Below are 26,863 nucleotides of genomic sequence, written 5' to 3' on the forward strand. Positions count from 1 at the left end.
TGTAACTTGAGTCGCTGAAAGGCTGCACGATGTCCACTGACCTCCGCACACCCGACGATGTCCGCATTGAAAAGCGGGACTTGAAATTCGGTCGCGAGACGCCTCCGCCGCGATGGTGGCACAGCGGCGACCCCGGCCGCACCGCCTTTTTCAACGCGCTGTCCTCGACCTTTCCGGTCGGCGAGAAATTCTTCATGACCGCGGTACGCCATTATCGCGAGGGCACGCCGCAACCCTTGCGCGGGCAGATTGACGATTTTCTCTATCAGGAATCGATGCACACGCGCGAACATGTCGTGTTCAACCGCCAGGCGGAGGACGCCGGCTTTGATATCGCGTCGGCCGAGGATCGGGCGCGCCGGACGATCGCCTGGGCGAAGCGCCGGTCGCCGATCCAGCAGCTTGCCGCGACCTGCGCTCTCGAACATTTCACCGCGACGCTCGCACATGATGCTTTGGCGAACCCCGAGCATCTCGGCGGCGCGGCAGAGGAGGCGCGGCAGTTATGGCGCTGGCACGCGATCGAGGAAATCGAGCATAAGGCGGTGGCGTTCGACACCTATCTCCACGCCGCGCGGGCGATGACGCCGCTGCGCCGTTGGCTCAAGCGCAGCACGGTGATGTGCGTGACGACCATGCGTTTTCACTATGTCATCTTCCGCAACACCGCCGATCTGCTGCGCCAGGATGGACGCAACGACTGGGCGACATGGAAAATGTTGCTGGCGTGGCTTTACGGCCGCCACGGTCTGATGCGCGCGCTGGCGCGCGGTGTCTTTACCTATATGAGGCCCGGATTCCATCCGTGGGAAGTGGACGACCGCTCGCTACTCGAAGAGGCGCTGCGTCTGCTCGAAGCTGGCAGGGGGAAGGAGATGATGGCATGAAGAAGCCTGCTCTGGCCTTGCTCGCGACGGCGGCAATTTTCAACACGCCTGCTGTAGCCTCCACCGCCGATATCACGGGCGTCTGGGCGACGGGTTCTGAGGGCGGTCGAGTGGAAATCTATCGATGCGGCAAGGCGCTGTGCGGAAAGGTCGTCGACGCCAGCCGACTGCGGGCCAACCCCGACCTGCGCGACGTCCGCAATTCCGACCCCAAGCTGCGCCAGCGCAAGCTCAAGGGCCTCGTCGTGCTCAAGGGTTTCACCGGCGGCCCGCGCGAATGGAAGGGCGGCCCCGTCTATGATCCCGAAACGGGCGACGGCGCCGCAAAAGGCCACCTCAGGCTGCTTGACAGTGGCAAGCTGGAACTCAAGGGATGCGTTATTTTATTCTGCCGCTCCAAAATCTGGAGCAGAGCCAGCTGAAGCGCGAGGCCTAGCCTGTATCATGGAGCGGGAATATTTCCAGATATGAATACCTTGTAGGGCTACAAAAAGAGCTGCCGCCTACCAGGCCTGGGCCATTGACGTCCTCGCTGATCCTTGCGTTGCAGGAATAATCTCTGTCTGGCGCGAGGTGGCAGCTTTTTGCCATTCTGTGCCGAAGGCTGGGGGGCTTCTAACGGTCGAGGTTCCCGGTAGCCGGCGCCAGCTTGTCTCAGCCGATCTTTGACGTGAACCGACTGGAGCGCGGCGCCTAACATGCTAAGGGCATTCTATGCTTCACATGCACGGCCGCGGCGGCACCGTCCAAATCGATGGTGTCAAATATGACTGGGAACTCCTGAGCGAGCCTCAATTGTCCTCTTCCGATGGCTGGAGGGGCATGATGGTTTCCTTGCGCCAGAGAGATATGCCACGCGAAGCCGTGTTGGAATTTCCAACGCCAAAGCGCCTGTTAAAAGGATTGCCGAAAGGGCGTTCGCACATCAACGACGCTATAGCCTCGCGAGGGGTGCGAGCGGCATTGTCGGCAGGATGGGACCCGGCTTCTCGCGGCAAGCCGACGGTCTTCATGGTTGATGCCAACGGCGACTAAACGCCATCGCCCAACCAGTCGGCCCTTATCTCTCCCCTATGCCCCTCCGGCGCCAGCGCGGCGCGCAGGGCTTCCAGCAGAGGCGGCAGCGCCTGCGTGAAGGCGTAGGGCGGGTTGACGATGAAAAGGCCCGCGCCGTTATAAATGTCGGGCTGATCACGATCGTACAACCAATGCTCGACTACCAGAAACTTCGGTATGCCGAGCTTGCGCAACTGCTGCGTCCACCGCACATGCGTGGCGCGGTCCTTCAGCGGATACCAGATTGCCGTCACGCCATGCGCCCATTTGCGGTGCGCGGCCGCGAGGGTGGCGGTGATCCGTGCGCGCTCATCGGTCTGCTCGTAGGGCGGGTCGACCACCACCACGCCGCGCGCCGTGCGGGGCGGCAGCATCGCCAGCCAAAACTCGTAGGCGTCGCGCTGATGCACGGCGGCGGATGTGCCCCGCATCGCGCCGCGCAGGGCATTGACGTCCTCGGGATGCTTCTCGTTCAGGATCAGAAAATCCTGCGGACGCAGAAGCTGCGCCAGAAATCGCGGCGATCCGGGGTAGAAGCGAGGCTCCGCCCCGGCATTCACCGCCTGTACGGCGGCGCGGTAGTCGTCGAGCAAGGGGTTCGTGTCGGCGAAGGCCCGCAGCACGCCCTGTGTGGCCTCGCCGGTGCGCCTCGCCTCATCACCGCCGAGGTCGTACAGCCCGCAACCGGCATGGGTGTCGATCAAGGTTAGCGCGCCCGGTTTTTGCTGCAAGGCCCGCACGAGGGCGATCAGCAGACTGTGCTTTACGACATCGGCGCTGTTGCCAGCATGGAAGGAATGGCGATAATTCATCGTAATTCAAAATCCTGGCGATCTGACTTTATACGAGCGGCTGGAAGCGGAAGCCGAACGCGAGGCGATGGAAGCAACCAATCCGGTGCCCCGTACAGAGTCGGGCGGAAACCTTCAAAGCATTCCGCGCAAGGCCTGGGCCCCCCGTTAGCGATCGTCACCAGAGGCGGAGACAGGCCTCCAGGCCGCATGGGGGTGTTCGATCATCGAGGAGCCGCATGCGATTGGCATTGCCGCGAATCGTCCGGCAGCGGACCTGCACTCGCTTGATGCCGACGCTACTCGCGCAGCGAGACCCAGGCTCACCGGGTAGCGCTTCGGACTGGAGACCGCGCGATTGACGGCATTCGCGCGATGGTCGACCGCGTCGTCCGCGAAGCCAGCCAGCCTTGTCTAGGCGTGAATTCGGTCGCCGAACTCGGAACATCCTGGCCCGCGCTCAACGAAATCCGCTTGGCGGCCGATCATTGGCTCCGCGCCGCGATCGTAGAGCAGGTGAGGGCGGCGCAAGGCGACGGACACATCACAGCCGATCTGGACGCCGATATAGTCGCGACGTGGTTCGTGTCGAGCTTCGCGGGAATAAGGATCGCCGCGCGCGGCGGCGCGAGCGCCGAACATTTGGCCATTCTGGGAGAAATGATACTTCGCGCGCTTCGTTAACTCCCGTTTTTTTTGACTAATTTTGGAACGTTCATTCAATAAGGAGAATGATATGAAAGCCATTGCGCTGATATCGCCTGACGGCGGCCTGGACTTCGTCAACGTCCCCGAACCAGCGCCGGGTCCGGGGAATATCGTCGTCGAGATCGCTGCCGCAGGCGTCAATTTCATGGATATCGGGGTGCGCCGCGGCATGGCGTGGACCGATGTCGCTGACCCCAAGGTAATCGGCGTGGAGGGCGCGGGGCGGGTGGTCGCGCTGGGCCAGGGCGTCACCGGCTTTGCGATCGGTGATCGCGTCGCCTGGGTGTATGCGCCCGGAAGCTACGCCGAGCAGGTCGAGGTACCCGAGAACGCGCTGGTTCGGGTTCCCGATGCGATCGACGACCGCACGGCGGCAGCTATCATGATGCAGGGGCTGACCGCCAGCCACTTTGCGACCGACTTCTATCCTGTGCAGCCCTGGGATGTCGCGCTCGTGCATGCCGCGGCCGGCGGTCTCGGCATGCTGCTGACGCAGATCGTCAAGCTGCGCGGCGGCACGGTGATCGGGCGCGTGTCGAGCGTAGCGAAGGTCGAAGCAGCGCGCGGCGCCGGCGCAGACCACGTCATCGTCGATGAAGAGGGCCATTTTGCGGACCGCGTCCTAGCGCTAACTGGCGGCGAAGGCGTGAACGTCGTTTTTGACGGTTCGGGTCCGACGACATTCGCGGACTCGCTTGCTTCGCTCCGGAGGTCGGGCACCTTCTGCTGGTTTGGGCCGGTGCTCGGCGGACCGGGACCCATCGACATCATGAGCCTGCCGAAGAGCATCAAGCTCGGTTACGCGGTCTTTTCCGACCATATTCCGACGCCTGCGCTGTTGCGCGAACGCACGGCGCAATTATTCCAATGGATTATAGACGGAAAGCTGCGCGTCGAAATAGGCGGTGTCTATCCGCTTGCCGATGCGGCGCGCGCGCATGTGGACATGGAAAGCCGTCGGAGCACCGGCAAGCTGCTGCTCATTCCCTGATGAGACAAAGGAGACGATGATGACCCTGTTTCAAAACACCGATCGACGCGGCTTCCTGGCGCAGGCGCTGGCCGGGTCGGCTGCGACCATGGTTCTTGCGGTTCCGGAGTCCACGATTGCGGCCGCGCCTGCCGACTTCGGGCCGCTCAAGCATGTCCGTACGAGCTTGCTCGATATCGCCTATGCGGAAGTCGGCCCCGCGAGCGGCGCGCCGGTGCTGCTCATCCACGGCTGGCCATATGACATCCATACCTATGCCGATGTCGCGCAGATATTGGGGGCGCAGGGCTACCGCGTTCTTGTGCCCTATCTGCGCGGATATGGCGCGACGCGCTTTCTGTCCGATGGGACCCTGCGCAACGGGCAGCAGGCGGCTTTTTCTGTGGACGCGCTCGACTTTCTCGATGCGCTCGGGATCAGCCAAGCGATTGTCGGCGGGTGCGACTGGGGCGCGCGGACTGCGTGCATCCTGGCGGCACTGTATCCCGAACGCGTCCGCGCGCTTGTGTCGGTCAGCGGTTATCTGATCGGCAGCCAGGCAGCGGGCGCCAAGCCACTATCGCCCGAGGCCGAGCGACGCTGGTGGTATCAATATTATTTCGCGACCGAACGCGGGCGGCAGGGCTATGCCGCCAACACGCGCGAATTCGCGAGGCTGATCTGGGAGACGGCTTCGCCGCATTGGGCGTTCGACGATGCGGTGTTCGCGCGGTCGGCGGCGGCGCTCGCCAACCCCGATCATGTCGCGATCAGCATCCACAATTATCGCTGGCGGCTCGGGCTTGCCGAAGGCGAAGCACGCTATGACGCGATCGAAGCGAAGTTGGCAACTTTTCCAACGATCGCGGTGCCGACGATCACGCTCGAAGGCGACGACAACGGTGCGCCGCACCCGGTCCCGCAGGATTATCGCGCAAAATTCACCGGCCTTTATGAGCACCGCACGAGCGAGGGCGGCATCGGGCATAATCTGCCGCAGGAAGCACCGCAGGATTTCGCTCGCGCCGTCGTCGACGCCGACCGGATGGCCGGACGATGAGACGCCTCTGACCTGCGCTGTCACCGATCTATGGCGTCGCGATACCCGACGGCTATCGCGACGGGCAACTTATCGATCCGGCGCTCGCGGACGCGCCATTCAACGAATTGCGCGTCGTGCTCGGCAATCCCGTGGCCGTCGATGCGTTTCGCCGCGACATCCGACCCTTTCCCGACGGATCGACGCCTGTGAAGCTGGCGAGGAAACGCATGCGCTCGGCCGAAATCGTGTCCGCCACGGTGGCTGGCGCCGCGACGACGGTGCAAATCATGGAAGGACAGCAAACATTTCGCCAAAACCGGAGGCTGGAGGATGGAACGATTCATCAGCGGCCGACCGGTCGATGGGGTGCAGCATCGAGCCTGCTTTGCCTGTCACGATGCCAAGGTGTCCGACCGAGACTGGGTGTTTACTCGCCATACCGAATAGTTAGAGGATCGGTGTCAGTGTGGCTCCGGGCGGATCGGGCCCCCTGTGGCCGGTCACGCCTCCTCGAGCGCAGAGGTCCGCTTTTCGCGAAACCAGCCAGTCTCCAAACGGCCATTCTCAGCAAGCGCGGAGTTCACTGATCGTCTGGCCGGTCCAACGCCGGATTGCGCGGCGCAGGTTCGCACTGTCGCTGAAGCCCACTTTCCAGGCTACGTCATCCACACTCATGCGGGTCGTCTGCAGATATTCGATGGCAAGCTTGCGGCGCACGTCGTCGACGATTTCGCCATAGCTGGTGTCCTCGGCGGCGAGGCGGCGACGCAGCGTTCGCTCCTGCAACCCGAGTTGGTCCGCAATCCCCTTCATCGATGGAAAATGGTTCGGGGCGAGCAGCAGGAGTTGATAGACCTCGCCGGACAGTCCCGACGAAATCCGCGACTGACCAATCAGACGATCACATGTTTCTTCCAGCATCGTGCGTGTGAGCCGGTTGCCCAACTCCGGCGTCTGCTCGAGAATGCCGATCGGATAGTGGAGTTCGTTTGCCTCTTGGTCGTATAGGCATTGGCAGGACAGTTCGCGCTCATCATTCGCGCAATGAGCGTCCTTTGTCAGCGCGAATAGCGCGCGGAGCGGCAGATTGTCTGATCCGGCGGTGTCGCGAATATGAGTAAACGTCATTTTCATTTGCTGGCGGACGAGAAAGGTCCGCACTTCGCTGCTCATGACGTCGCGATAGATTTCGCTGAATTGCCAGATCGCGACCTCGCCCTCGGTCCGCCAGCCGAGGCGCACGGTGGGCGTGGCGAGTGGCTGGTATCGCACCGCGAAATCGAAAAAGTCGCGCATCGTCGGCGAGCACATCAGCGCATATCCGTACATGCCGTAAGCGGACAGGTGCAGACGCGATCCGATCTCGAAGGCATCGCTGAACTCGGCGCCGGCGGCGACGATATTTTCGCAGGCGATCAGATATTGCCCGATCGACGTCAGCGTGTGCGGATCGCGAACCTGGGCCAGCGTTAGTCCCGTACGCTCGAGGACCGTCTCCGGCGCAATCCCGCGGCTCGCCACCGCGTCGATGACGGTCGCCAGCTTGAACGGCGCAAAGATGCGTTGATTGAGCGAGGGGAAGCCGGCCCGGGCATTGCGGTTCGCCAGCCCCGTCGGAACGTCATCGCCATCCACACTCCATGTCCCTTCCAAGATATGTGTCCGCTAAAGACACAGTGATGTCCGCCGATGCTCTTACCAACGGGTCTGCCAAATCATAAGAGAGACATCAAGCCGGCAAAGTCCGGCAGCGGAGCTGTCCGCGGAAACGATAATCAAAGGCAGGGAAGAGGACCATCATGTCGATCAGAATCATTGGCGCGGGAAGCCGCGCACGCATGCTGTGCGGATCCGCAATCGTGGCGGCCTTGCTCGGCACGCCGGCCGCCGCTTATACCCAAAGCGCCGACACGAGCAGTCAGACCGAAGAAGGCTCGACCGAGTCCGACAGCGAAATCGTTGTCACTGGGACGAGCATCCGCGGCATTCCGCCGACCGGATCGGGCCTCATCAGCGTATCGCGCGACGATGCCAAGCTGATCGGCGCCGCCAGCACGCCCGAACTGCTGGCGACCGTACCGCAGCTCAACAGTTTCAACACCGCGCCGCGCACGAGTAATAACGGGCTCGGCTCCTTTGCCCCCGGCTTGCGCGGCCTGCCGGCGAGCGCGACCTTACCGCTGATGAACGGGCACCGGCTGATCTCGGGCAGCACCCAGCAGACCAACCCCGACTATCCGTTCCTTCCCGAACTCGCGATCGAGCGCGTCGAGATCGTCGCCGACGGCGCCTCGGCGATCTACGGGTCGGAGGCGGTCGCGGGCGTGGTCAACTTCATCACCCGCAAGCGCGTCTCGGGGTTCGAAGCCAATGTCCGATACGGCTTCGCCGACGACTATCACGCCTTCAACGCGGGCGGCATCTTCGGGCACGAATGGAGCAGCGGCTCGTTCGTCGCGGCGTATCAATATGCTGAAAACAGCAATATAACGGGCGCCGACCGCCGCTACCGCTCGCTCGATTTCCGGGCCGCCGGCGGTGTCGATACACGCTCGGCCGTGTGTCCGAACGCGAACGTCAATCTCTTCGCCGGGACGATTTATGCCGCGCCCAGCCTGACGCCGGGCCTCAATACCTGCGACCCGCGCGGCCCGGTCGATCTGGTGCCCGAAAACCGTACCCACAGTGTCTTCGTGTCGGCGCGCCAGGAATTGGCGTCGAACATCACCCTCTGGGGCGACCTCCTCTATTCGGATCGCAAGGATGTCGTTCAGGCCGCCCTGCCGGGGCAGACCTTCGTTTTGCTGACCGCCGCCAACCCTTTCTTCCGGGCGCCGCCGGGAACGGGGACGTTGTTCGAATATGTCGATTTCCGCCCGGACAATCTGGTCGGCGCCGATCATTTCGATCAGACCTTCCGGGTCCGGACCGGCAACGCCACCGCCGGGATCGACGTCAAATTGCCCGGTGATTTCAAGGCCAGCCTGTACGGCACCTATAATTGGTCGCGCAACGATACCTTCCAACCCGGGATCAACACGACGGCTTTGACCGCGGCGGCCGCAGGGACCACGGCGGCAACAGCCCTCGATCCCTTCGGCACGCGGACCAACCCTGCGGTTGTAGCGGCCATTCTCGACAATCCGACCGATTTCACCAACCGTCAGCGCACCCGGATCGGCGCCGTCAAGATCGATGGGCCGCTTGCAAAGCTGCCGGGCGGGGAGCTCAAGATTGCCGCCGGCGCCGAATATCGCCGCGAAACCTATCGGCAGCGCGGATCGAGCGGTGGCGTCGGATTTCCCGAGGATCTCGAACGCGACGTCAAATCACTATATGGCGAATTGTTCGTGCCGATTTTCGGCGAGGGCAATGCTGCTCCCATGGTCCGCAGCCTCGCGCTGTCGCTGTCGGGACGCTATGATCACTACAGCGATTTCGGTTCGACCACCAATCCGAAGGTCGGCATCACATGGGAGCCGGTGGAGGGGCTGAACCTGCGCGGCAGCTATGGCCGTTCCTTCCGGGCACCGGGGCTGCGCGATCTCGGCTCGACCGTCGGATCCTATTATGCGGCTGCGGCGCTGGTTGATGCCTTTGGCGCGCGTGACCCCCTGCGCGGGGCAACACAGGTCAACACGATCCTGCTCTTCGGCGGCAATCAGAATCTGAAACCCGAAAAGGCGCGCACTTTTTCGCTCGGCGCCGATTTCCGGCCCAGCTTCGCGCCCGGGTTCAGCGCCGGTGCGACCTTCTATGACATCAAATATAATGATGTCATCGGCACGCCGTCGGGGCTCGGCGCGCTCATCTTTACCGACCCCACCTTCGCGCCGCTCGTCACGCGTGACCCGACCGCGGCGCAGGTAAGCGGAGCGATCGCGAACACCGTTCCCTTTTTCTATACCTTCTCGGCAGTGCCGACGATCGGCAACATCCTCGACCTGCGCCAGGGCAACTTCGGCATTCGCAAGACCAACGGCGTCGATTTCGACGTGCGCTATCGGCATACGGCGGGCTTCGGCACGGTCTTCGGCGGTATCGCGGGCAATTATATCCTGAAATACCGGACGCAATTGTCGCCGACCTCGGCGGTCAGCAACTCGCTCGACGCCGGCATTCCGCGGACGACCCTTCGCACGACCTTGGGTGTCACGGCGGGACCGGTGACCTTCGTCAACTTCGTCAATCATCGCAGCGGCGTCACTGCGTCCTTCGCAACGCCGACCGGCACCAGCCTCTACAAGGCCAAGGGGTACACCACGATCGACCTGCGCCTGTCGCTGAGACTGCCGGATCTCGGCTTTGCCAAGGGCACCGAAGTCGGCATGCAGATCAACGATCTGTTCGATGCGACACCGCCTTTTTTCCCGGGCACCGACGGCGTTGGCGGATCCTACAATGCCATTGGCCGCTACGCCGCGATGAGCCTGCGCACATCGTTCTGATCCCGGGCGGCGGCCTCGGTGGAGGTCGCCGCTTACTGCTCCGGGGCTTTGGTCAAACCGCACGGTCGATGCGGCGACCGCCGCCGCCCACCTGATTGAGATAGGTTTGTCTTCCGATGAGTGATGCCGGTACCCGCGCGATCGTCTCCGGCCCCATCCCGCAGATTCGCCTGTTCTCCGATTGGCTGGATGCCAACCGAAACCTGCAATTCGGCAACTATGAGGAGCTGTGGGCATGGTCGGTCGCGGAGTTCGATGCCTTCTGGCGGAGTGTCTGGGACTATTTCGAACTCCAATCGCCGACCGCGTTTGATGCGGTCCTCGGCGAAGAGGTCATGCCGGGCGCCCGCTGGTTCGCGGGCGCAGAGGTCAATTATGCGCAGCAGGTCTTTCGCCACGCCGGTCTTGCGCAGGTGGCCGGACAGCCCGCGATCGTCGCGGAAAATGAACGCGGTGAAACGACCGAGCTCAGTTGGCCCGAGCTGCGCCGCCAGTCGGCGTCGCTGGCGCTCGAACTGCGCCGGCACGGGATCGGACCGGGCGACCGGGTCGCGGCCTATCTCCCCAACATCCCCGCCGCCGTTGTTGGCTTGCTGGCATGTGCGAGCCTCGGCGCGATCTGGACCCTATGCTCGCCCGATATGGGCACCAATGCCGTGCTCGACCGGCTGCGCCAGACCGAGCCCAAGGCGCTGATCGCGGTCGACGGCGTATTCTATGCCGGTAAGGCCATGGACCGCAGCGTGGCGGTGGCCGATATTCGGCGTCAGTTGCCGAGCATCGCGGCGTTGTTCCTCATCGCCAGTGGCTTCGGCGAAACGGGCGTGCCCGGAGGCATCGCTTTTGGTGAGGCGATCGGACGCGACGACGCCGAGGTCGCTGCGTTCGAACCCGAATGGCTGCCGTTCGACCATCCGCTGTGGATTCTCTACTCGAGCGGCACCACCGGGCTTCCCAAGCCGATCGTGCATGGCCACGGCGGTATCATTCTCGCGACCTGTGCCGGACAGCTCCATTTCGATCTCGGGGCGAGCTACAGCCCGAACAATTTCGGCGACCGCTTCCACTGGTATAGCGCCACGGGATGGGTGATGTGGAATGTTCAGATCGGGGGCTTGCTGAGCGGCACGACGATCTGCCTGTTCGACGGGTCTCCGAGTGGATCCAAAGCCGATCCCGACTGGTCCGGGCTATGGGCCTTCGCGGCGCGCAATGGGGTGACCTGGTTCGGCGCCGGCGCCGCCTTTTTCACCAGCTGCCAAAAGGGCGGCGTCGATCTCGGCCGGATCGGCAATCTCGACAAAATTCGCGCGCTCGGCAGCACCGGATCGCCGCTTCCTCCCGGTGTTCAACGCTGGGGCACCGCGCAATTTTCGGCTTTGGGCCGGCCGGATATCTGGTGGTGCAATGTCAGCGGCGGCACCGAAATCGCCGCCGCCTTCATGGCAGGCAATCCCGAGCTGGCCGACACGCCGGGCCGACTTCAGTGCCGCCATCTCGGGGCCGCGATCGAGGCCTGGGACGAGCAGGGGCGGCCCGTGATCGGCGAGGTCGGCGAACTGGTTTGCACGCGCCCCTTTCCGAGCATGCCGCTCTATTTCTGGGGCGATGACGACGGCAGTCGTTATCGGGCGTCCTATTTCGCCGAATGGCCCGGCATCTGGCGCCACGGCGATTGGCTGACGATCGGCACCGACGGCAGTTGTACGATTTCGGGTCGCAGCGACGCGACGATCAACCGGCATGGACTGCGCATGGGGACGGCCGAAATCTATTCGGCGGTTGAGGGCCTGCCGGGAGTCGCGGACAGCATGATGATCGATGTCGAGCGCGAAGCCGGCGACAGCGCGTTGCTTCTGTTCGTCGTCCCCGCCGAGGGGCACAGCGTCGACGCATCGATGGAAGCGGCGGTCGCGTCGGCCATAAGAGGCAGCCTGTCGCCACGCTTCGTGCCCGATCGGCTGATCGCGGCACCTGGCATTCCGTACACGCTGTCGGGCAAGAAACAGGAATTGCCGATCAAGCGGCTGTATGCCGGCTGGCCTGTGGCCAAGGTGATCAATGCCGACGCGATTGCCACGCCCGAATTGCTCCCTTGGTATATCGAGCAGGCGCGGCTGTGGCGATGCGACGCTGCAGCAGAGGCGACCCGAGAGTGACGCAGCGATGGCGGGATCGAGATGAACGCGTGTTTGGCAGGGAAGGGCAGAGTATATGGCGATCAACGGGGCTTCGGATCGACCGGCTGTTGCGGGCGGGGGGCGATCGAGCAGGCGCGGGCTGGTGCTTGGCATGCTGTGTTTCGTCTATGTGCTGAATTTTCTCGATCGGCAGCTCGTGTCGATCCTCGCCAAGCCGATTCAGGACAGCCTGCAGATCACCGATAGCGAACTCGGCCGGATTACCGGCTTCTATTTCGCTTTATTCTATTGTTTCATTGCCATTCCGGTCGGCTGGCTGGCCGATCGCACCAATCGGGTCAAGGTCCTGGCGATTGCCTGCGGCTTGTGGAGCGCCGCGACCGCGGCCTGCGGGATGGCGGCAAACTACGGTCAGCTGGTGGTTGCCCGCATGGCGGTCGGCGTCGGCGAAGCGGGCGGCGTCCCGCCATCTTATGCGATCATCTCCGACAGTTTTCCGCGCGAGCAGCGCGGCACCGCGATGGGTATCTTCAACCTCGGCCCGCCGATCGGTTCAGCGCTGGGCGTGGCCTTTGGGGCGTCGCTGGCGGCGGCCTATGACTGGCGCGTCCCATTCTATGTCGTCGGCGGCATCGGCATCATTACCGCCGTCCTTGTATATCTGTTCATTCCCGAACCGGAGCGCGGTCAGTTCGACCCGGCGCCTATTTCTTCTGATGCGGCCCAGCCCGTCGATAGTTTCGGACAGGCCATCCGCAGCTTTTTCGGCAACCGGATCCTCGTTGTTGCCGCGCTCGCCAGCGGGGCGGCCAATTTCATCACCTATGGCCTCAGCAATTTCGCGACTTTGTTCCTGATGCGCGAGAAGGGCATGGCGCTGGAGCAGGTCGCGATCTGGTACGCGCTGGCCGTCGGCCTTGGCATGGGGGCGGGTATCTTCGTTTCCGGGCGCCTCATCGATCGCTTCGGCGCCACGAACAAGACCGCCTATGCGACCATCCCGGCGCTCTCGCTGGTGCTTGCCTTGCCTTTCTTTCTCAGCTTCGCTGCCGCGGACCGGTGGGAACTGGCGCTCGCCCTGCTGTGCGTGCCGTTGTTCCTCAACTCCTTTTTCCTGCCGGCAACGGTCACTTTCGTCCAGGGTGAGGTCGCGCCGGGCGCGCGGGTCATTTCGGGCGCCCTGCTGCTCCTCGTGATGAACCTGATCGGCCTCGGACTGGGGCCGACATTCGTCGGCGCGGCCAGCGACTTCTTCCGTCCTGAATATGGCGAGCATGCCTTGCGAATGGCCTATTATGCGCTCGCGCCTATGTACCTCGTCGCCGCGCTTCTGTTCCTGTGGCTGGCTCTGCTGATCAAGCGATCATCCGGCGATGTGGCCGATGCGCGCGGCTGAAGCTGGGGGAAGAGGGCAGATGACAAGATTTGCGGAGACGATCATGAATCAGAGACACGCCTTTGCCGCGATAGCGGCCCTGACAGTGGGAACGATGGCGCCTACCGAAACGGCGGCTTTTATCCATACGGCCGCGCCGGATGGACCCGCCGCGCGGTGCAGCGCGCTCGGTGCTTTGCGCCTTCCCGGCACCCGTATCGTCAGCGCTGCGCTCGTTCCGGCCAAGGATGCCGAGACGAACGTCGGGGGCGCGACGCCCGGCTATCGCAGCTTCTGCCGTGTGGTTGCCCGCGTCCAGTCGGCGCCCGATTCCGATGTCGGCATCGAAATATGGTTGCCTGTTGAGGGCTGGGCGGGCGTCTTTCACGGCAATGGCAGCGGCGGGTTCGGGGGCACCTTTGCCACCGGCTATTCGGGCATGGTCGACGGGCTGCGGCGCGGATTTGCGACTGCGACCACGGATACCGGGACCGCCCCCGCGTCGCCGCTCGAAGGCGATGCGCTGATCGGCCAGCCGCGCAAATGGCGCGACTGGGGGCGGCTGTCGACGCATGTCATGACAACGACCGGAAAGGCGATCACCAAGGCCTTCTATGGCCGCAATGCCAAACGTTCCTATTACACCGGCTGTTCGACCGGCGGCCAGCAAGGTCTGATCGAATCGCTCTATTACCCCGCCGATTACGATGGCATCCTCGTTGGGGCGCCGGTCATCAACCGGACATGGGGCCATGCCGCGGTACTCTGGGACTATGCCGCGGCGCATCGAACGGCCGGCAGCCGCCTCTCCGACGCCAAGCTGAAATTGCTCAACAAGGCGGCGATCGCCACCTGCTGGCGACAGGGGCACGGCCTTGCCGGAGACCGGTTTATTTCGGATCCCATGAGCTGCAAATTCGATCCCGCGGTCCTGCAATGCACCGGCGCAGCATCGGACAGCTGTCTGACTCAAGGCGAGGTCGCGACGGCGCGCGCCTTTTATTCGGGGCCAGCGAACCGCGATGGCAAGGCGAGCTATTTCGGCTGGCTGCCGGGCAGCGAAATGCCCGACACGTTCGGCTGGTCCTTCCTGCAAACCCCGATTAACGATCAGCCGCCCTTCGGCGGTCTCTTCAAATGGGTGTTCGGCGCCGATTGGGACTGGAAGGGCTTTGATTTCGATCGCGACATGCCGGCGGTCCAGGCTCGCCTCGATCCGATCGTGAACGACGCCACGCGCGGCAGCCTCGATGCGTTTGCCGCGCGCGGCGGCAAGCTGATCATCTTTCACGGATTGGCCGATACGCTCGTCGCGCCCGCCCAGTCGGTTGCGTTTTACGAACGGCAGGCAGCGCAGCTTGGCGGCGGCCGCCGGATCGCGGATCATGCGCGCCTGTTCCTGGCGCCCGGCATGATGCACTGCGGCGGCGGCACCGGCCCCGATGCCTTCAACGGCACGCTCGGTATCCCTCCGCAGCCGCCGGCCTATGACGCGAAACATGATCTCTTCTCGGCGCTGATCGACTGGACCGACAAGGGCGACGCGCCCGATGAAGTCATCGCGACGAAGTTTTCAGCCGACGACAAAAGCGAAATGGACATGCAGCGGCCGATCTGTCCCTACCCCAAAAAGGCGGTATATCGCGGCACGGGCTCGACGCGGTCGGCCAGCAATTTCATCTGCTCCCGGCTGGATTCTGGCCGCGATAGATCGGGCTGGTAAAAGGGTGATATCGGAATGGGGCCGGGAATGACGAAAAGGGATAAAGACATGCGACAGTGGCCGGGACTTGCAGCCGTGGCAATCGCGTTCGCGCTGGTCGGATGTGCGCCCGTCGCGAGTGGCGGGGCGTCGCGCCCGACCGCGAGCGCGCGGGATGGCGCGATGCGGGACTTGCTCGATTATGCGCGTTATCAGAAAACTACGGGTTTTGTCGTCATGCGCGGCGGAAAGACGCTCGTCGAAGAAAACTGGCCTGCGCCAGCCGACCCGACATTTGCGATCTTTCTCTATGGCAAGACGGACAGCGGTGCGCTGCTTGAGGATGTGGCGTCACAGCAGAAAAGCTATATCGCGCTGTTGATGGCGGTGGCCGCCGACAAATCGCTGATCGATGTCGACAGGCCGGTCAGCGACTATATCGGCGCGGGCTGGTCGAAAGCGACACAAGAGCAGGAACAGCGGATCCGCGTGATCCATATTCTGCAGATGAATTCGGGGCTCGACGAAAAATTCGGCTATGTCGCTCCGGCGGGTACGAAATTCTTCTATAATACGCCGGTGTACGCGGTCTCGAAGTCTATCCTGACCGCTGCGAGCAAGCTGTCGCTCGAGCAGCTCACGCATGACTGGCTCACCGGACCCTCGGGCATGACCGAGACCGATTGGCGGCAGCGCCCCGCGGCGCTCGCAGGTGTCGGTAATAATACGGCGCTTGTCACATCGCCGCGGGACACCGCGCGATTCGGGCAAATGATCCTGAATGGCGGCGCGGCTTCCAATGGCAAGCGGATCGTTTCGGCCAGCCGGCTGAAGGCCTTGTTCGCGCCCTCGCCGAGCAATCTAGGCTATGGGCGGCTGTGGTGGCTCAATGGCGGCGAGGCTGTCGTGCGGGTCGATGGCCGGCGCAGCAAGGGCCCACTGATTCCGGCTGCTCCGGCCGACCTCGTCGCGGCTTTCGGCTTTCTCGATCGTCGTCTTTATGTCGTTCCCAGTCTGGACCTGGTCGTCGTGCGGACGGGCGCCGATGCACCCGATACCGATTTCGACCAGCAGCTGTGGCTGCGTCTCGTACGCGCGTTGGGCTGACAGGCGTCGCCAAAGAGAATCAAACGTTCCATCCAAAACATTCACACGCGCGATAGTGAATATTGACATTTGCTTCCGGCACGGCATAAATCACCCGCAAGTCGGCGACGAAGAGCGCCGATTTGGAGGGAGAGGTTTTATGAAGGCTCAGCTTTTTGCGTCCGCCTCGGTGGTCGCCTTGTTTGCGATACCCGTTTCCGCGCTTGCCCAGTCGACGAGCGCCCCGCCACCCGCCGATACGGACGCGCAGGACCAGAAACGCGACGCCAACGATATCATCGTCACCGCGACGCGGCGTACCGAGCGGCTTCAGGATGTGCCGCTCAGCGTTACCGCCTTCGATCAGGAGGAGCTCGATGATCTTGGCATCGTCGGTTTTGAGGGCATCGCGCAAAATACGCCCGGCATTGTCGTCAATCGCCCGACCCAGAATTTTAACAATTTCACTGCGCGCGGCATCAACACCAACGGCTATTCGGCCGGGCTGCAGAGCGCCGTCGCCATTTATGTCGATGAACTGCCGATCTCGGCAAACGGCAATTCGACGATCCTCGACCCCAATCTCTATGACGTCGAGCGCGTCGAATTCCTCCGCGGGCCGCAGGGCACGCTGTTTGGGTCGAACTCGCTCGCGGGTGCGATGCGGATTATCACGAAGAGCCCGGATCTTGACGATTTCGAAGCATCGGCGAGTGTCGATATTGGCCTCACCGGCTCGAACTCGGTGCGCCAGCGCTACAATGCGATGGTCAACGTCCCGATCATGAAGGATGAAATGGGTCTGCGCGTCACCGGATATTATCGCAACGAGGACGGTTGGATCGACAATATCGGCACCGGCGTCAAGGATGCCAACAGCCTCGAAGCCTATGGCGGCCGCGCGATCCTGCTACTCCAGCCGAGCGACCGGATGAAGGTGAAGCTGCTCGCCTCCTATGAAAACAGCAAGCCTGCGGACTCGGGGCTGACCAACCCGTTGCTCGGCAATTTCGTGCGCCGGTCGGACCGCCCCGATCTGTTTCAGGGCAAGCTGACCAACTATAATATCACCGTCAACTATGAGTTCGATTTCGCGGAATTGATCAGTTCGACGACGCTGTCGGACTATGATGCGTCCTTCTATGTCGATCTTGCGGGCACCTTCGCGCAGGCATTTCCCTTTGCGCTCGACGCCTATGGCTATGACGATCTGTTCGTTCAGGAAACGCGGCTTGTGTCGCGGCACGACGGGCCGTTCGAATGGGTCGCGGGCTTTTTCTATTACGACAAGCGCCGCACCGTCGATTTTGCTTATCGTTCGACCCCGGAATTCCTCGCGGCACGCGGCCTGACCGGACTACCCGACGAATATTATCAGCGTTTCAACAGCTACACCGACCAGACGGAAATGGCGGGCTTCGGCGAGGCGACCTTTCGTTTCAGCGACCGCTTCTGGATCACCGGCGGGCTGCGCTATGGCAATACCGAGGTGCAGAGCTTTACCCGTGGCGGAGGGTATAACAGCAATTACCTGACCGCGGCACTGTTCGGTTTTTCGAACACTCCGCTCACCGTTACGCCGGTCAACTACGCCGCGGGGCTGAAGGTCAAGGATGACCGGCTGTCGTGGAAGGGCAGCGTGTCGTTCAAGCCGACCGACAGCGTGACCACCTATGCGACGATCTCCACCGGCTTCCGCACGCCGGTTGTCAACGCGCGCGCGGGGCTGGCCAGCACGATCAATCCCAACGACATCATCATTCCGGATGGCGCGAAATCAGACAGCGTCACCAACTATGAAATTGGCCTCAAGGGCCGCTGGCTGGGCGGCGACCTGACTGCCAATATCGCCGCTTATTATATCGACTGGAAGGATATTCAGGTCCAGGCGAACCGCGTGTCGGACTCGATCCAGTTCGCGACCAACATCGGCGGCGCCGAGAGCTATGGCCTTGAATATGAACTGATCGCGCGGCCGGTGCAGGGGCTCAGCCTTTCGCTCAACGGTTCGTTCAACCGCGCCAAGGTAACCGATCTCTCCCCGGTCGAGGCGGCCATCTCGGGTGCCGAACCCGGCACCCGGCTGGCATCGCCGAAGTTCCAGGGATCGGGGACGCTCCGCTACGATTTCGGGATCGGCGACAGCGAGACGGCCTATGCAGCGGTTAACGTGTCGCACGCCGGTTCCTTCCCGAACCAGTTCCCCAATGTGCCGGGCAATCCGAATGCGGCCAGCCCGACCTATGATTTCACGGAGGCGTGGACCAATGTGAACCTCTATGCCGGGGCGAAGCTCGGCGCGCTCGATCTGGGAGCCTATGTCGAGAATGTCTTCGACGACAAGTCGGTCACCTATGTCCATCCCGAGGCGTTCCTCGACGGGCGCTATGCCCGGCTTCGTCCGCGCACGGTTGGCGTCCGCGCCAACTATCGCTTCTGATGCGCGGCATGGTTGAAGGGGCAGGACGATGATCCGGCGCTGGCGACACCTGGCTCTTGTTTTGGCGCTGGTCACGCCCGCCCCGGCGCTTGCGGCCGACGATGCGGTTGTCGAGGCGCCGGCCGGAAGCCTGCGTGGCAGCGAGGATCGCGGCATCCGGGTCTTCAAGGGCATTCCCTATGCGGCGGCCCCCGCCGGCGAGCGCCGTTGGCGTCCGCCGGCGGAGCCCGCGGCGTGGGACGGCGTGCGCGACGCCACGAAGTTCGGCGCGGCGTGCATGCAACCGAGGCCGCGCGCCGCCAATATCTACGCCGGTGACCTGCCAGCGATGAGCGAGGATTGCCTTTCGCTCAACATCTGGGCGCCCAAGGATGCGCGCGGCGCGCCGGTGTTTTTGTGGATCCACGGCGGGTCGCTGACGGCGGGATCGGGAGCGGAGCCGCTCTATGACGGGCGTGCGCTGGCGAAGCGCGGGCTGGTCGTCGTCTCGATCAACTATCGCCTCGGCGCGCTCGGCTATCTGGCGCACCCCGAGCTGAGTGCGGAATCGCCCGATCGCGTGTCGGGCAATTACGGGCTGCTCGACCAGATTGCGGCGCTCGAATGGGTCAATCGCAACATCGGTGCCTTTGGCGGCGATGGCGGTAATGTCACCATCGCCGGGGAATCGGCGGGCGCGCTCAGTGTCATGTATCTGATGGCAGCGCCCCAGGCGCGCGGCCTGTTTCACAAGGCGATCGCGCAGAGCGCCTATATGGTGTCGGCGCCGGGGTTGCGTACCGCGATCAACGGCATGGTCCCCGCCGAAGAGCAGGGCAAGGGTCTGGCCGCGAAGCTGGGCGCCACCGACCTCGCGGCATTGCGCGCGATGCCGGCGGAAGAGATTGCATCGGAGGCGCCTGCTAAGGGCTTTTTCCCTTTCCCGAGCGTCGATGGCCAGGTCGTGCCGCATCAGCTGGTCGAGACGTTCGACAAGGGCGAACAGGCGCCCGTCCCGATCCTTGCCGGATTCAACAGCGGCGAGATTCGCTCTCTGCGGTTCCTGCTCCCCAAGGCGCCCGCCGATGCGGCGGCCTATGAGGCGGCGATCCGTGCCGGTTATGGTGAACTCGCTGACCTGTTTCTCGCGCGTTATCCGGCCAAGGCAATCGACGAGAGCATGCTCGCAGCGACGCGCGATGCGATGTACGGCTGGACGTCGGAGCGGCTGGTGTCGAACCAGTCGGCGCTCGGGCAGCGGTCCTATTATTATCTGTTCGATCATGGCTATCCGGCGATGCAGGAATGGAATCTCCACGCCTTCCACGCTGCCGAGCTTCCCTATGTCTTCGGAACCGCGACGCGCACGCCGCCGCTCTGGCCGAAGATCCCCGACACGCTCGCCGAAAAGAAGCTGTCGGACGCGATGACCGATTATTGGGCGGGCTTCGCGGCGACGGGAACCCCGCGCGCCAAGGACCAACCTGACTGGCCCGACTATGCCGACCAACGCGGCTTCATGCATTTCTCCGATGCTCCCCGCGCAGGACATAATCTCTTCCCCGGCGTTTCGGCGCTGCACGAGGCCGTGGTCTGCCGTCGCCGGGCGGCGGGCGATATTCCATGGAACTGGAATGTCGGCATCGTTTCGCCGCCGTTGCCACCGAAAGTATCGGGGTGCCAATGATCGACGGATCGATGCAGACCTATGCGTTGACGCTCGACAAATTCCTCTCCCACGCCGCGAAATGGCATCCCGGCGCCGAAGTGGTGTCGGCGGGAGCGGATGGGGCGGTCCGGCGTATCGGCTATGCCGCCCTGCGCGACCGCGCGCTTCGCGTCTCGGGCGCCCTCGCGCGTCTCGGGATCGCGAAGGGTGACCGGGTCGCGACGCTGGCCTGGAATACGCAGGGGCATGTCGAGGCGTGGTACGGGATCATGGGCATGGGAGCGATCTGTCACACGCTCAACCCGCGCCTGACGCCCGCGCAGCTCGGTTCGATGCTGTCGCAGTCCGAAGCCGCGGTCCTGCTTGTCAGCCCCGACCTGTTGCCGCTGGCCGAGGACGCGGCGCGCAATCTTGCTTCGGTTCGCCACATCCTGTTGCTCGACGCCGATGGCGACGCGCGCGCACTCGAGCTGCTGATCGCGTCGTGTGACGCCGATGCCGTCTGGGGCGGGTTCGACGAGACGAGCCCGTCGGGCCTTTGCTTCACCTCGGGCAGCACGGGCGAGCCGAAAGGCGTCACCTATACCCATCGCGGGTGCTTCCTGCACACGATGCGTCAGCTTCAGGCCGATGTCCTCGGTATCACCGCGCGCGATGCGGTGATGCCCGTCGTGCCGATGTTTCACGCCAATGCGTGGGGTATCCCCTTCACCGCGCCCGCAGTGGGCGCGAAACTGGTACTCCCCGGTCGGCATAGCGACGGCGCGCATCTGGCGCGGTTGATCCGCGGCGAAGGCATCACCGCCGCGGTCGGCGTTCCGACAGTCTGGCTGGGCCTTGTCGAACATCTCGAGGCAGAGGGCGGCGAGGTGCCGTCGCTCGAGCGCATCCTCGTCGGCGGATCAGCGATGCCGCCGGCGCTGATGGACCGGATCGAGAAGCGGTTAGGGGTCGAGGTTCAGACAAGCTGGGGCATGACCGAATTGTCGCCGCTTGGCACCGCAGCATTGCCCGGCGATCGCGCGCGCAAGCCTTCGCTTTCCGGTCGTCCAGCGATGGGGATTGACCTGCTGCTGACCGACGCCGATGGCCGGGCCCTTGCCGAACAGCGCGGCGGGGAGGGGCATTTGCATGTGCGCGGGGGATCGGTGGTCGAACGCTATTTCGGGCAGACGGAGCCAGCGACCGATGCCGATGGCTGGTTCGATACGGGCGATCTCGCGCGCATCGACCGCGCGGGCAATCTAACGATCACGGGGCGCGCCAAGGATCTGATCAAATCGGGTGGCGAGTGGATCAATCCGGCCGAGATCGAGGCGATCGTCGGCGCGCTGCCGCAGGTGTCGCTCGCAGCCGTGATCGGACGATCGGATCCCAAATGGGGCGAGCGCCCGATCCTGCTCGTCGAAGCCTGCGATCCGTCGGTCAGCGACGCCGAATTGCTGGCGCCGCTGAGCGGCAGGGTGGCGTCTTGGTGGGTGCCTGATGCGATCGTTCGCCTCGACGTCATGCCGCTGGCGCCCACCGGCAAGATCGACAAATTGCAATTGCGGGCCGAATACGGACAGGTGTAGGCCAAATGCGGGTCGCGGCGGCAGAAACGATCGAGCAGAAGGAAGCAAATTTGGCGTCGAAGGCGAAGACTTTAGCGAAGCGGCCGACCAAGGCGGAACAGCGCGCCGAGATGATGGAGCAGATCCTCGACACGGCCGAGCTGCTTTTCTCGCAGCACGGCTTCCATGGTGTGACGTTGAAGGACGTCGCCAAGCAGGTCGGCGTCCATCACACGCTGCTCAACTATTATTTCGACGACAAGCGAACGCTGTTCGACGCGGTCTTTGCGCGGCGCGCAGCAGTGACGATCGACAAGCGCATGCAGGCGCTCGACGATTATGAGCGCGCGGCGGGCGACAATCCGACCGTCGAGGGCGCGCTGCACGCTTTCCTCGATACCGACCTCGATCTCTATATCCAAGGCGGCGAAGGCTGGAAAAATTATGGCGCGTTCGGCGCGCAGGCGTCGAACAGTCCCGAGGGTGCCGAATTCATGGACAAATATTTCGATCCCGTCGTGCTCCGCCTGATCGCGATATTGAAGAAGGCGCTGCCCGATGCCGCAGAGGAGGATATCTTCTGGGGCTATCATTTCGTCACCGGTGCGCTGATGCTGACTCTGGCGCGCACCGGGCGCATCGACAAATTGTCGCACGGGCTCTGCCGGTCGGACGATTATGAAGCCGTGAAGGCGCGCATGGCGCGCTTCATGGCCGCGGGCTTCCGCGACATTTGCAATCAGCGCCGCCAAGACCGCGAGAGCTGAAGTCGGCGCAACAAAGCAGCATCTGGGTATCATTTAATTCACTCACACGTGAGTTATTAGCACATGAAGCGAGGAGCCGACGGGCATGGATGTATCGGAACGGGTTGCGATCGTCACGGGGGCCGGCGGGGGTCTGGGCCGGTCGCACGCCTTGTTGCTGGCGCGCAATGGCGTGCGGGTGATGGTCAACGACATGCAGGGCGCGGCGGCCGAAGCCGTCGCTGAAGAGATTGTGGCGGCGGGCGGCAACGCGCTCGCCGCAGCGGCGTCTGTCACCGACGAGGCGGCGGTCGCGGATATGGTCGATGCCGCGACCCGCGCGTGGGGCGGGGTGGACATCCTGATCAACAACGCCGGCATCCTCCGCGACAAGAGCTTTGCGAAGATGGATCTTGCCGACTTCCGCCTCGTCGTCGATGTCCACCTGATCGGCGCGGCGGTATGCTCAAAAGCGGTGTGGGACCATATGCGCGCGCGGCGTTTCGGCCGGATCGTGATGACCACCTCGTCGTCGGGGCTCTACGGCAATTTCGGACAGGCCAATTATGGCGCGGCAAAGATGGCGCTCGTCGGGCTGATGCAGACGCTCGCGATCGAAGGTGAGAAGTATAATGTCCGCGTCAACTGCCTGGCCCCGACCGCGGCAACCGCAATGACCGAAGGCGTGCTCGCCCCGGATGCACTGGCGCAGCTCGCGCCCGACGCCGTAAGCCCCGGGCTGCTCGCGCTGGTCGGCGACGATGCGCCGACGCGCGCGATCCTTTGTGCCGGCGCCGGCCATTTCGCCGCCGCAAATATCACGCTCACCGAAGGCGCCTTCATCGGGCGCGGCGACGATGCAGGCGCGCGCGTCGCGGCCGAATGGGAGCGCGTGACCGACCGTCGCGACGAGATTGTCCCCGCCTATGGCTTCACGCAGGCCGAACGCGAACTGGCGAATGCGGGCTTCGCCGCACCGACGATGGCGGTCGCGCACTGAACTTCCCCGGGGGAGCGGTGGACGAGCCGGACAAGAGCTCGCCGTCGCTGCCGGGTCATAATGGGAGAGAGACATGGCAAGCGAAACAGATGCCCCGCCAACAGTCGCGGAGCAAAGAAAGACCGAACGGCGCGTCATCATCGGATCGTCGTTGGGCACCGTGTTCGAATGGTATGATTTCTACCTCTATGGCCTGCTCGCCAGCGCGCTGTCGCTTCATTTCTTTTCGGGGGTGAACGAGACCACCGGTTTTATCCTTGCGCTTATGGCCTTTGCCGCCGGGTTCGCCATCCGCCCGTTCGGGGCGCTGGTGTTCGGGCGGATCGGCGACATTGTCGGGCGCAAGAACACCTTTCTCGTCACCATGGCGATCATGGGCCTGTCGACCTTCGCCGTCGGTTTCCTGCCCGGATATGACAGCATCGGCATTGCGGCGCCGATCATCCTCATGGTCCTGCGCTTGTTGCAGGGGCTCGCTATCGGCGGCGAATATGGCGGCGCGGCGGTCTATGTCGCCGAACATGCCCCGCCCGGAAAACGCGGCTTCTATACCAGCTTTATCCAGACCACCGCTATGTTGGGCCTGATCCTCGCTTCGTCGCTTGTCGTCGGGCTGCGCGCGATCATGGATGCCGAAACCTTCCTTGCCTGGGGCTGGCGCATTCCCTTCATCTTCTCGATCGTGCTGCTCAGCGTCACGCTGTGGATCCGCTTCCAGCTGGAGGAAAGCCCGGTATTTCAGCGGATGAAGGCGCAGGGCGCCACGTCGAAGGCGCCGCTGACCGAAGCGTTTGGCAAGTGGAAAAATCTGAAGATCGTGCTGATCGCGCTCTTCGGCGCGGTGGCCGGGCAGGCGGTGATCGGCTTTTCCGCGCATCTCTATCCGCTCTTCTTTCTCGAACGCATCGCGCGGGTCGATGGGGCGACCGCAAACTTCCTTGTCGCCACCGCGCTGATGCTCATCATCCCCTGCTTTGTCTTCTTCGGCTGGCTCAGCGACAAGATAGGGCGCAAGCCGATCATGATGACCGCCTGCGTCATCGCGCTCTTCGTCTATTTCCCGCTCTACAAGGCACTGGTCGGAGCCGCGAACCCGGCGATGGCCGCTGCGGTCGAACGCGCGCCGGTCACGGTCGTCGCGCACGGCGGCGAATGTTCGTTCCAGTTCGATCCGATCGGCAAAAACACGTTCGACCGGACGAGCTGCGACATTGCCAAATCCTATCTGGCAAAAGCGGGCGTCAACTATGCCAACATCGAGGCGCCGGCGGGAACGGCGGCGTCGGTACGGATCGGCGATACCGTGTTACCAGTCCCTGATCCTTCGGGCCTGGATGCTGAAGGCCGCGCCGAAGCGGTCGCTTTCTTCGCGGCGGCGGCAAAGACCGAACTCGACGCGGCGGGTTATCCGGACAAGGCCGATCCGGCGCAGGTGAACAAGGTCAAGGTGATCATTATCCTCTGCGTCTTTGGCGTGCTGGCGACAATGGTTTATGGTCCGTTAGCGGCACTGCTCGTCGAGCTGTTCCCGGCGCGTATCCGTTACACCTCGCTGTCGCTGCCCTATCATATCGGCAATGGCTGGATCGGTGGTTTCATGCCGACGATCGGCTTTGCAATGGTCGCCGCGACCGGTAATATTTATCAGGGGCTCTGGTATGCGGTGGCTATTGCAGGCGTCACCGCCGTCGTCGGCATCCTCTTCCTGCCCGAAACCTATAAGCGGGATATCGAAGCCTAGCGCTGTGGTGACCGGCCGCCGTGCGCTGATCTGAATCTAGCGCGCAGCAGCGATCAGCAGTTCGCGGAACGCCGCCGTCGTCGTGGCGACGGCGGCGGTATCGACGCAGCGCGCATCGTCGCCCTCAACATGGTGGAAACGATGGACGCCGAAGATGCCCGCGACCGAAGAATAGCCGGCAGCGATGATCGCGGTCAGTTCGCCTGCGGACAATTTGTCGCTGGGGTAGGGCGTCTCGAGCCCCGCAACACCTGCAAACAGGCGGCGCGCGACCGGAAGCAAGGGCGGGCTGACGACCAGATAGCGTTGCGAATCGGTTCCACCGATTGGAGACAGCCCGAACAGCCCCTCATGCCAGTCGCGGGCCGCGAGATTGGCGCCGAGGTGGAGCCAGAAATGTGTATCGGCGGGCTTCGGCGCCGCCGCCTTCAATGCCTCTTCGGCGCCCAGATTCTCATATTCATGCCCGCTGTTGCACAGAAAAGCTAGGTCGTGGTCGGGAAACAGCGTCGGCGCTTCGCGCGCAAGGTGCAGCCAAGCCGCGATCCCGCCGCCGCGCTCTCCAGCACAGCCGAACCAGCCCGACCGCGGCGTCGAGACGACGAGCCAGCGACCTTTGCCGCGGTTCATACGGCCGACGACGTTGAATGCCGGACGGCACCCGCCTTCGCCCGCCAGGGTGACGGTCGCCATTCCGTGCGTCATCGCGGCTTTCAGAAATGGTCCGGCATCGATGGGCGCGATGAGTCCCACCGGCCCGGTGAACATGGGCGCGCGCCCGTCGGCATTGAGCGCGATAATCTTTCCGGTCGGGCCGTTGGTGATGACGACGGCCGCCTTTGCGCCCGCGCCAAGGGCATGGTCGATCGGGTTACGGATCGGCTTTGCCAGCGCTGAAGACCACCGGCCATAAGGGAGGTCGATCAGCGCAATTGCCCCGGCAAGCGGTGCGCTGGCCTGTCCTGCGCGATCGACGCGCACCAGCGGCCCCGATATACCCATGGGCGGCGTTGGCACCACAATCGGCTGGGGCCAGAGAATGGCACGGGCTTCGCCCGCTTGTATCGTGCAGTCTGCGGCTTCGAAAAACGGTACGGACAACTTCGGCATCTGGACCGCGAAGCCCGCCGCTTCGAGCTCTCCCGCAAGCCAGTGACCGCACGCCTGGTCGCCGGCACCACCCGACTGTTTACCGCCAAATCCAATATATGTTCGGAGATCGGCGGCGATCCGGTTGGTCGTGGTGGCACCGACTGCGGACGCCGCCGTCGTCACCGGCAACACACCTGCCGCAGCGAGAAATCTGCGCCGGGTTGGATCGTCCATGCCATCCTCACTTGGGTTTTATTAGCCCGTCGCTCTGCCAGAGGCCTTGAGCCGCATCGCCTCTGGGTCGTTCACGGGCGTGAGAGTAAGTGAGGCCGGTGAAGATGGCAAGATCGGCTGGGCTGGGCAGGATGGACGGCTGCGCCGTAGCTTTCCCCATCAGGTGATCGAAAAAAACCAGTCTAATGGGGTCGTTCCGTCTA

The 26,863-nt window shown here is 63.5% G+C and carries 20 protein-coding genes and 1 pseudogene; 18 read left to right on the forward strand and 3 right to left on the reverse strand.

Features of this window, described 5'->3' with window-relative positions; genetic code table 11:
• The first annotated feature begins 29 nt into the window (after positions 1-29).
• The 3 genes from SKP52_RS07995 to SKP52_RS08005 all read left to right on the forward strand — a co-directional run bounded on the left by SKP52_RS07995 (position 30) and on the right by SKP52_RS08005 (position 1,922).
• Entirely contained in the window at positions 30-887 is an 858-nt protein-coding gene (locus SKP52_RS07995; protein WP_039573682.1) for a metal-dependent hydrolase, read from the forward strand.
• Positions 884-1,309 (forward strand): DUF2147 domain-containing protein, encoded by a 426-nt coding sequence (locus tag SKP52_RS08000; RefSeq protein WP_039573685.1) that lies wholly within the window; start codon positions 884-886, stop codon positions 1,307-1,309. The genes SKP52_RS07995 and SKP52_RS08000 overlap by 4 nt, the downstream gene beginning before the upstream one ends.
• A 292-nt stretch (positions 1,310-1,601) precedes the next feature.
• A complete protein-coding gene (locus tag SKP52_RS08005) occupies positions 1,602-1,922 on the forward strand; it encodes a hypothetical protein (protein ID WP_039573687.1) in 321 nt (106 codons plus the stop codon).
• Here SKP52_RS08005 and SKP52_RS08010 read toward each other — a convergent pair.
• The gene (locus tag SKP52_RS08010; RefSeq protein ID WP_039573690.1) at positions 1,919-2,755 is read right to left on the reverse strand and encodes a 23S rRNA (adenine(2030)-N(6))-methyltransferase RlmJ; all 837 of its coding nucleotides are present in this window, start codon (positions 2,753-2,755) and stop codon (positions 1,919-1,921) included. The two genes, SKP52_RS08005 and SKP52_RS08010, sit on opposite strands and share 4 nt — an antisense overlap.
• Before the next feature lie 354 nt (positions 2,756-3,109).
• Here SKP52_RS08010 and SKP52_RS08015 point away from each other — a divergent pair, with 354 nt between their 5' ends.
• The 4 genes and pseudogenes from SKP52_RS08015 (at position 3,110) to SKP52_RS27455 (ending at position 5,901) form a co-directional block, all read left to right on the forward strand.
• On the forward strand, positions 3,110-3,418 hold the full coding sequence (locus SKP52_RS08015) for a TetR family transcriptional regulator C-terminal domain-containing protein (RefSeq protein ID WP_052207972.1): 309 nt from the start codon (positions 3,110-3,112) through the stop codon (positions 3,416-3,418).
• 52 nt (positions 3,419-3,470) lie between these two features.
• On the forward strand, positions 3,471-4,433 hold the full coding sequence (locus SKP52_RS08020) for a quinone oxidoreductase family protein (RefSeq protein ID WP_039573693.1): 963 nt from the start codon (positions 3,471-3,473) through the stop codon (positions 4,431-4,433).
• 19 nt (positions 4,434-4,452) lie between these two features.
• Positions 4,453-5,472 carry an alpha/beta fold hydrolase gene (locus tag SKP52_RS08025; RefSeq protein WP_081997538.1) on the forward strand — a complete coding sequence of 340 codons (1,020 nt, stop codon included), beginning with the start codon at positions 4,453-4,455 and terminating at the stop codon, positions 5,470-5,472.
• A 71-nt stretch (positions 5,473-5,543) separates the two neighbouring features.
• Positions 5,544-5,901 (forward strand): annotated as a pseudogene (locus SKP52_RS27455) (cytochrome P460 family protein).
• 117 nt (positions 5,902-6,018) lie between these two features.
• Here SKP52_RS27455 and SKP52_RS08035 read toward each other — a convergent pair.
• Complete coding sequence (locus SKP52_RS08035) at positions 6,019-7,089, reverse strand: AraC family transcriptional regulator (RefSeq protein ID WP_228383865.1); 1,071 nt, start codon at positions 7,087-7,089, stop codon at positions 6,019-6,021.
• 164 nt (positions 7,090-7,253) lie between these two features.
• Here SKP52_RS08035 and SKP52_RS08040 point away from each other — a divergent pair, with 164 nt between their 5' ends.
• The 11 genes from SKP52_RS08040 (at position 7,254) to SKP52_RS08090 (ending at position 25,334) form a co-directional block, all read left to right on the forward strand.
• Positions 7,254-9,902 carry a TonB-dependent receptor plug domain-containing protein gene (locus tag SKP52_RS08040; RefSeq protein WP_039573702.1) on the forward strand — a complete coding sequence of 883 codons (2,649 nt, stop codon included), beginning with the start codon at positions 7,254-7,256 and terminating at the stop codon, positions 9,900-9,902.
• 116 nt (positions 9,903-10,018) lie between these two features.
• On the forward strand, positions 10,019-12,061 hold the full coding sequence (locus SKP52_RS08045; RefSeq protein ID WP_052207974.1) for an acetoacetate--CoA ligase: 2,043 nt from the start codon (positions 10,019-10,021) through the stop codon (positions 12,059-12,061).
• A gap of 133 nt (positions 12,062-12,194) precedes the next feature.
• On the forward strand, positions 12,195-13,439 hold the full coding sequence (locus SKP52_RS08050; protein WP_228383913.1) for a spinster family MFS transporter: 1,245 nt from the start codon (positions 12,195-12,197) through the stop codon (positions 13,437-13,439).
• Positions 13,440-13,482: 43 nt separating this feature from the next.
• Positions 13,483-15,141 (forward strand): tannase/feruloyl esterase family alpha/beta hydrolase, encoded by a 1,659-nt coding sequence (locus SKP52_RS08055; RefSeq protein ID WP_052207977.1) that lies wholly within the window; start codon positions 13,483-13,485, stop codon positions 15,139-15,141.
• A gap of 48 nt (positions 15,142-15,189) precedes the next feature.
• Entirely contained in the window at positions 15,190-16,227 is a 1,038-nt protein-coding gene (locus tag SKP52_RS08060; RefSeq protein WP_039580312.1) for a serine hydrolase domain-containing protein, read from the forward strand.
• Positions 16,228-16,366: 139 nt separating this feature from the next.
• Positions 16,367-18,646, forward strand: coding sequence for a TonB-dependent receptor (locus SKP52_RS08065; RefSeq protein WP_039573707.1), 2,280 nt, complete (start codon positions 16,367-16,369; stop codon positions 18,644-18,646).
• Between the two features lie 28 nt (positions 18,647-18,674).
• A complete protein-coding gene (locus SKP52_RS08070; RefSeq protein WP_039573708.1) occupies positions 18,675-20,312 on the forward strand; it encodes a carboxylesterase/lipase family protein in 1,638 nt (545 codons plus the stop codon).
• The gene (locus SKP52_RS08075) at positions 20,309-21,868 is read left to right on the forward strand and encodes an AMP-binding protein (protein WP_039573709.1); all 1,560 of its coding nucleotides are present in this window, start codon (positions 20,309-20,311) and stop codon (positions 21,866-21,868) included. The genes SKP52_RS08070 and SKP52_RS08075 overlap by 4 nt, the downstream gene beginning before the upstream one ends.
• A gap of 5 nt (positions 21,869-21,873) precedes the next feature.
• Positions 21,874-22,614: a TetR/AcrR family transcriptional regulator gene (locus tag SKP52_RS08080; RefSeq protein ID WP_228383866.1), complete on the forward strand. Its 741-nt coding sequence runs from the start codon at positions 21,874-21,876 to the stop codon at positions 22,612-22,614.
• A gap of 85 nt (positions 22,615-22,699) precedes the next feature.
• Complete coding sequence (locus SKP52_RS08085; protein ID WP_039573711.1) at positions 22,700-23,593, forward strand: SDR family NAD(P)-dependent oxidoreductase; 894 nt, start codon at positions 22,700-22,702, stop codon at positions 23,591-23,593.
• Between the two features lie 73 nt (positions 23,594-23,666).
• Positions 23,667-25,334 carry an MFS transporter gene (locus SKP52_RS08090; protein WP_039573713.1) on the forward strand — a complete coding sequence of 556 codons (1,668 nt, stop codon included), beginning with the start codon at positions 23,667-23,669 and terminating at the stop codon, positions 25,332-25,334.
• 36 nt (positions 25,335-25,370) lie between these two features.
• Here SKP52_RS08090 and SKP52_RS08095 read toward each other — a convergent pair whose 3' ends face one another.
• Positions 25,371-26,660 (reverse strand): hypothetical protein, encoded by a 1,290-nt coding sequence (locus SKP52_RS08095; protein WP_039573716.1) that lies wholly within the window; start codon positions 26,658-26,660, stop codon positions 25,371-25,373.
• Positions 26,661-26,863 lie beyond the last annotated feature (203 nt).

It is taken from the genome of Sphingopyxis fribergensis (assembly GCF_000803645.1).
In the GTDB taxonomy this organism is placed as follows: Bacteria; Pseudomonadota; Alphaproteobacteria; order Sphingomonadales; family Sphingomonadaceae; genus Sphingopyxis; species Sphingopyxis fribergensis.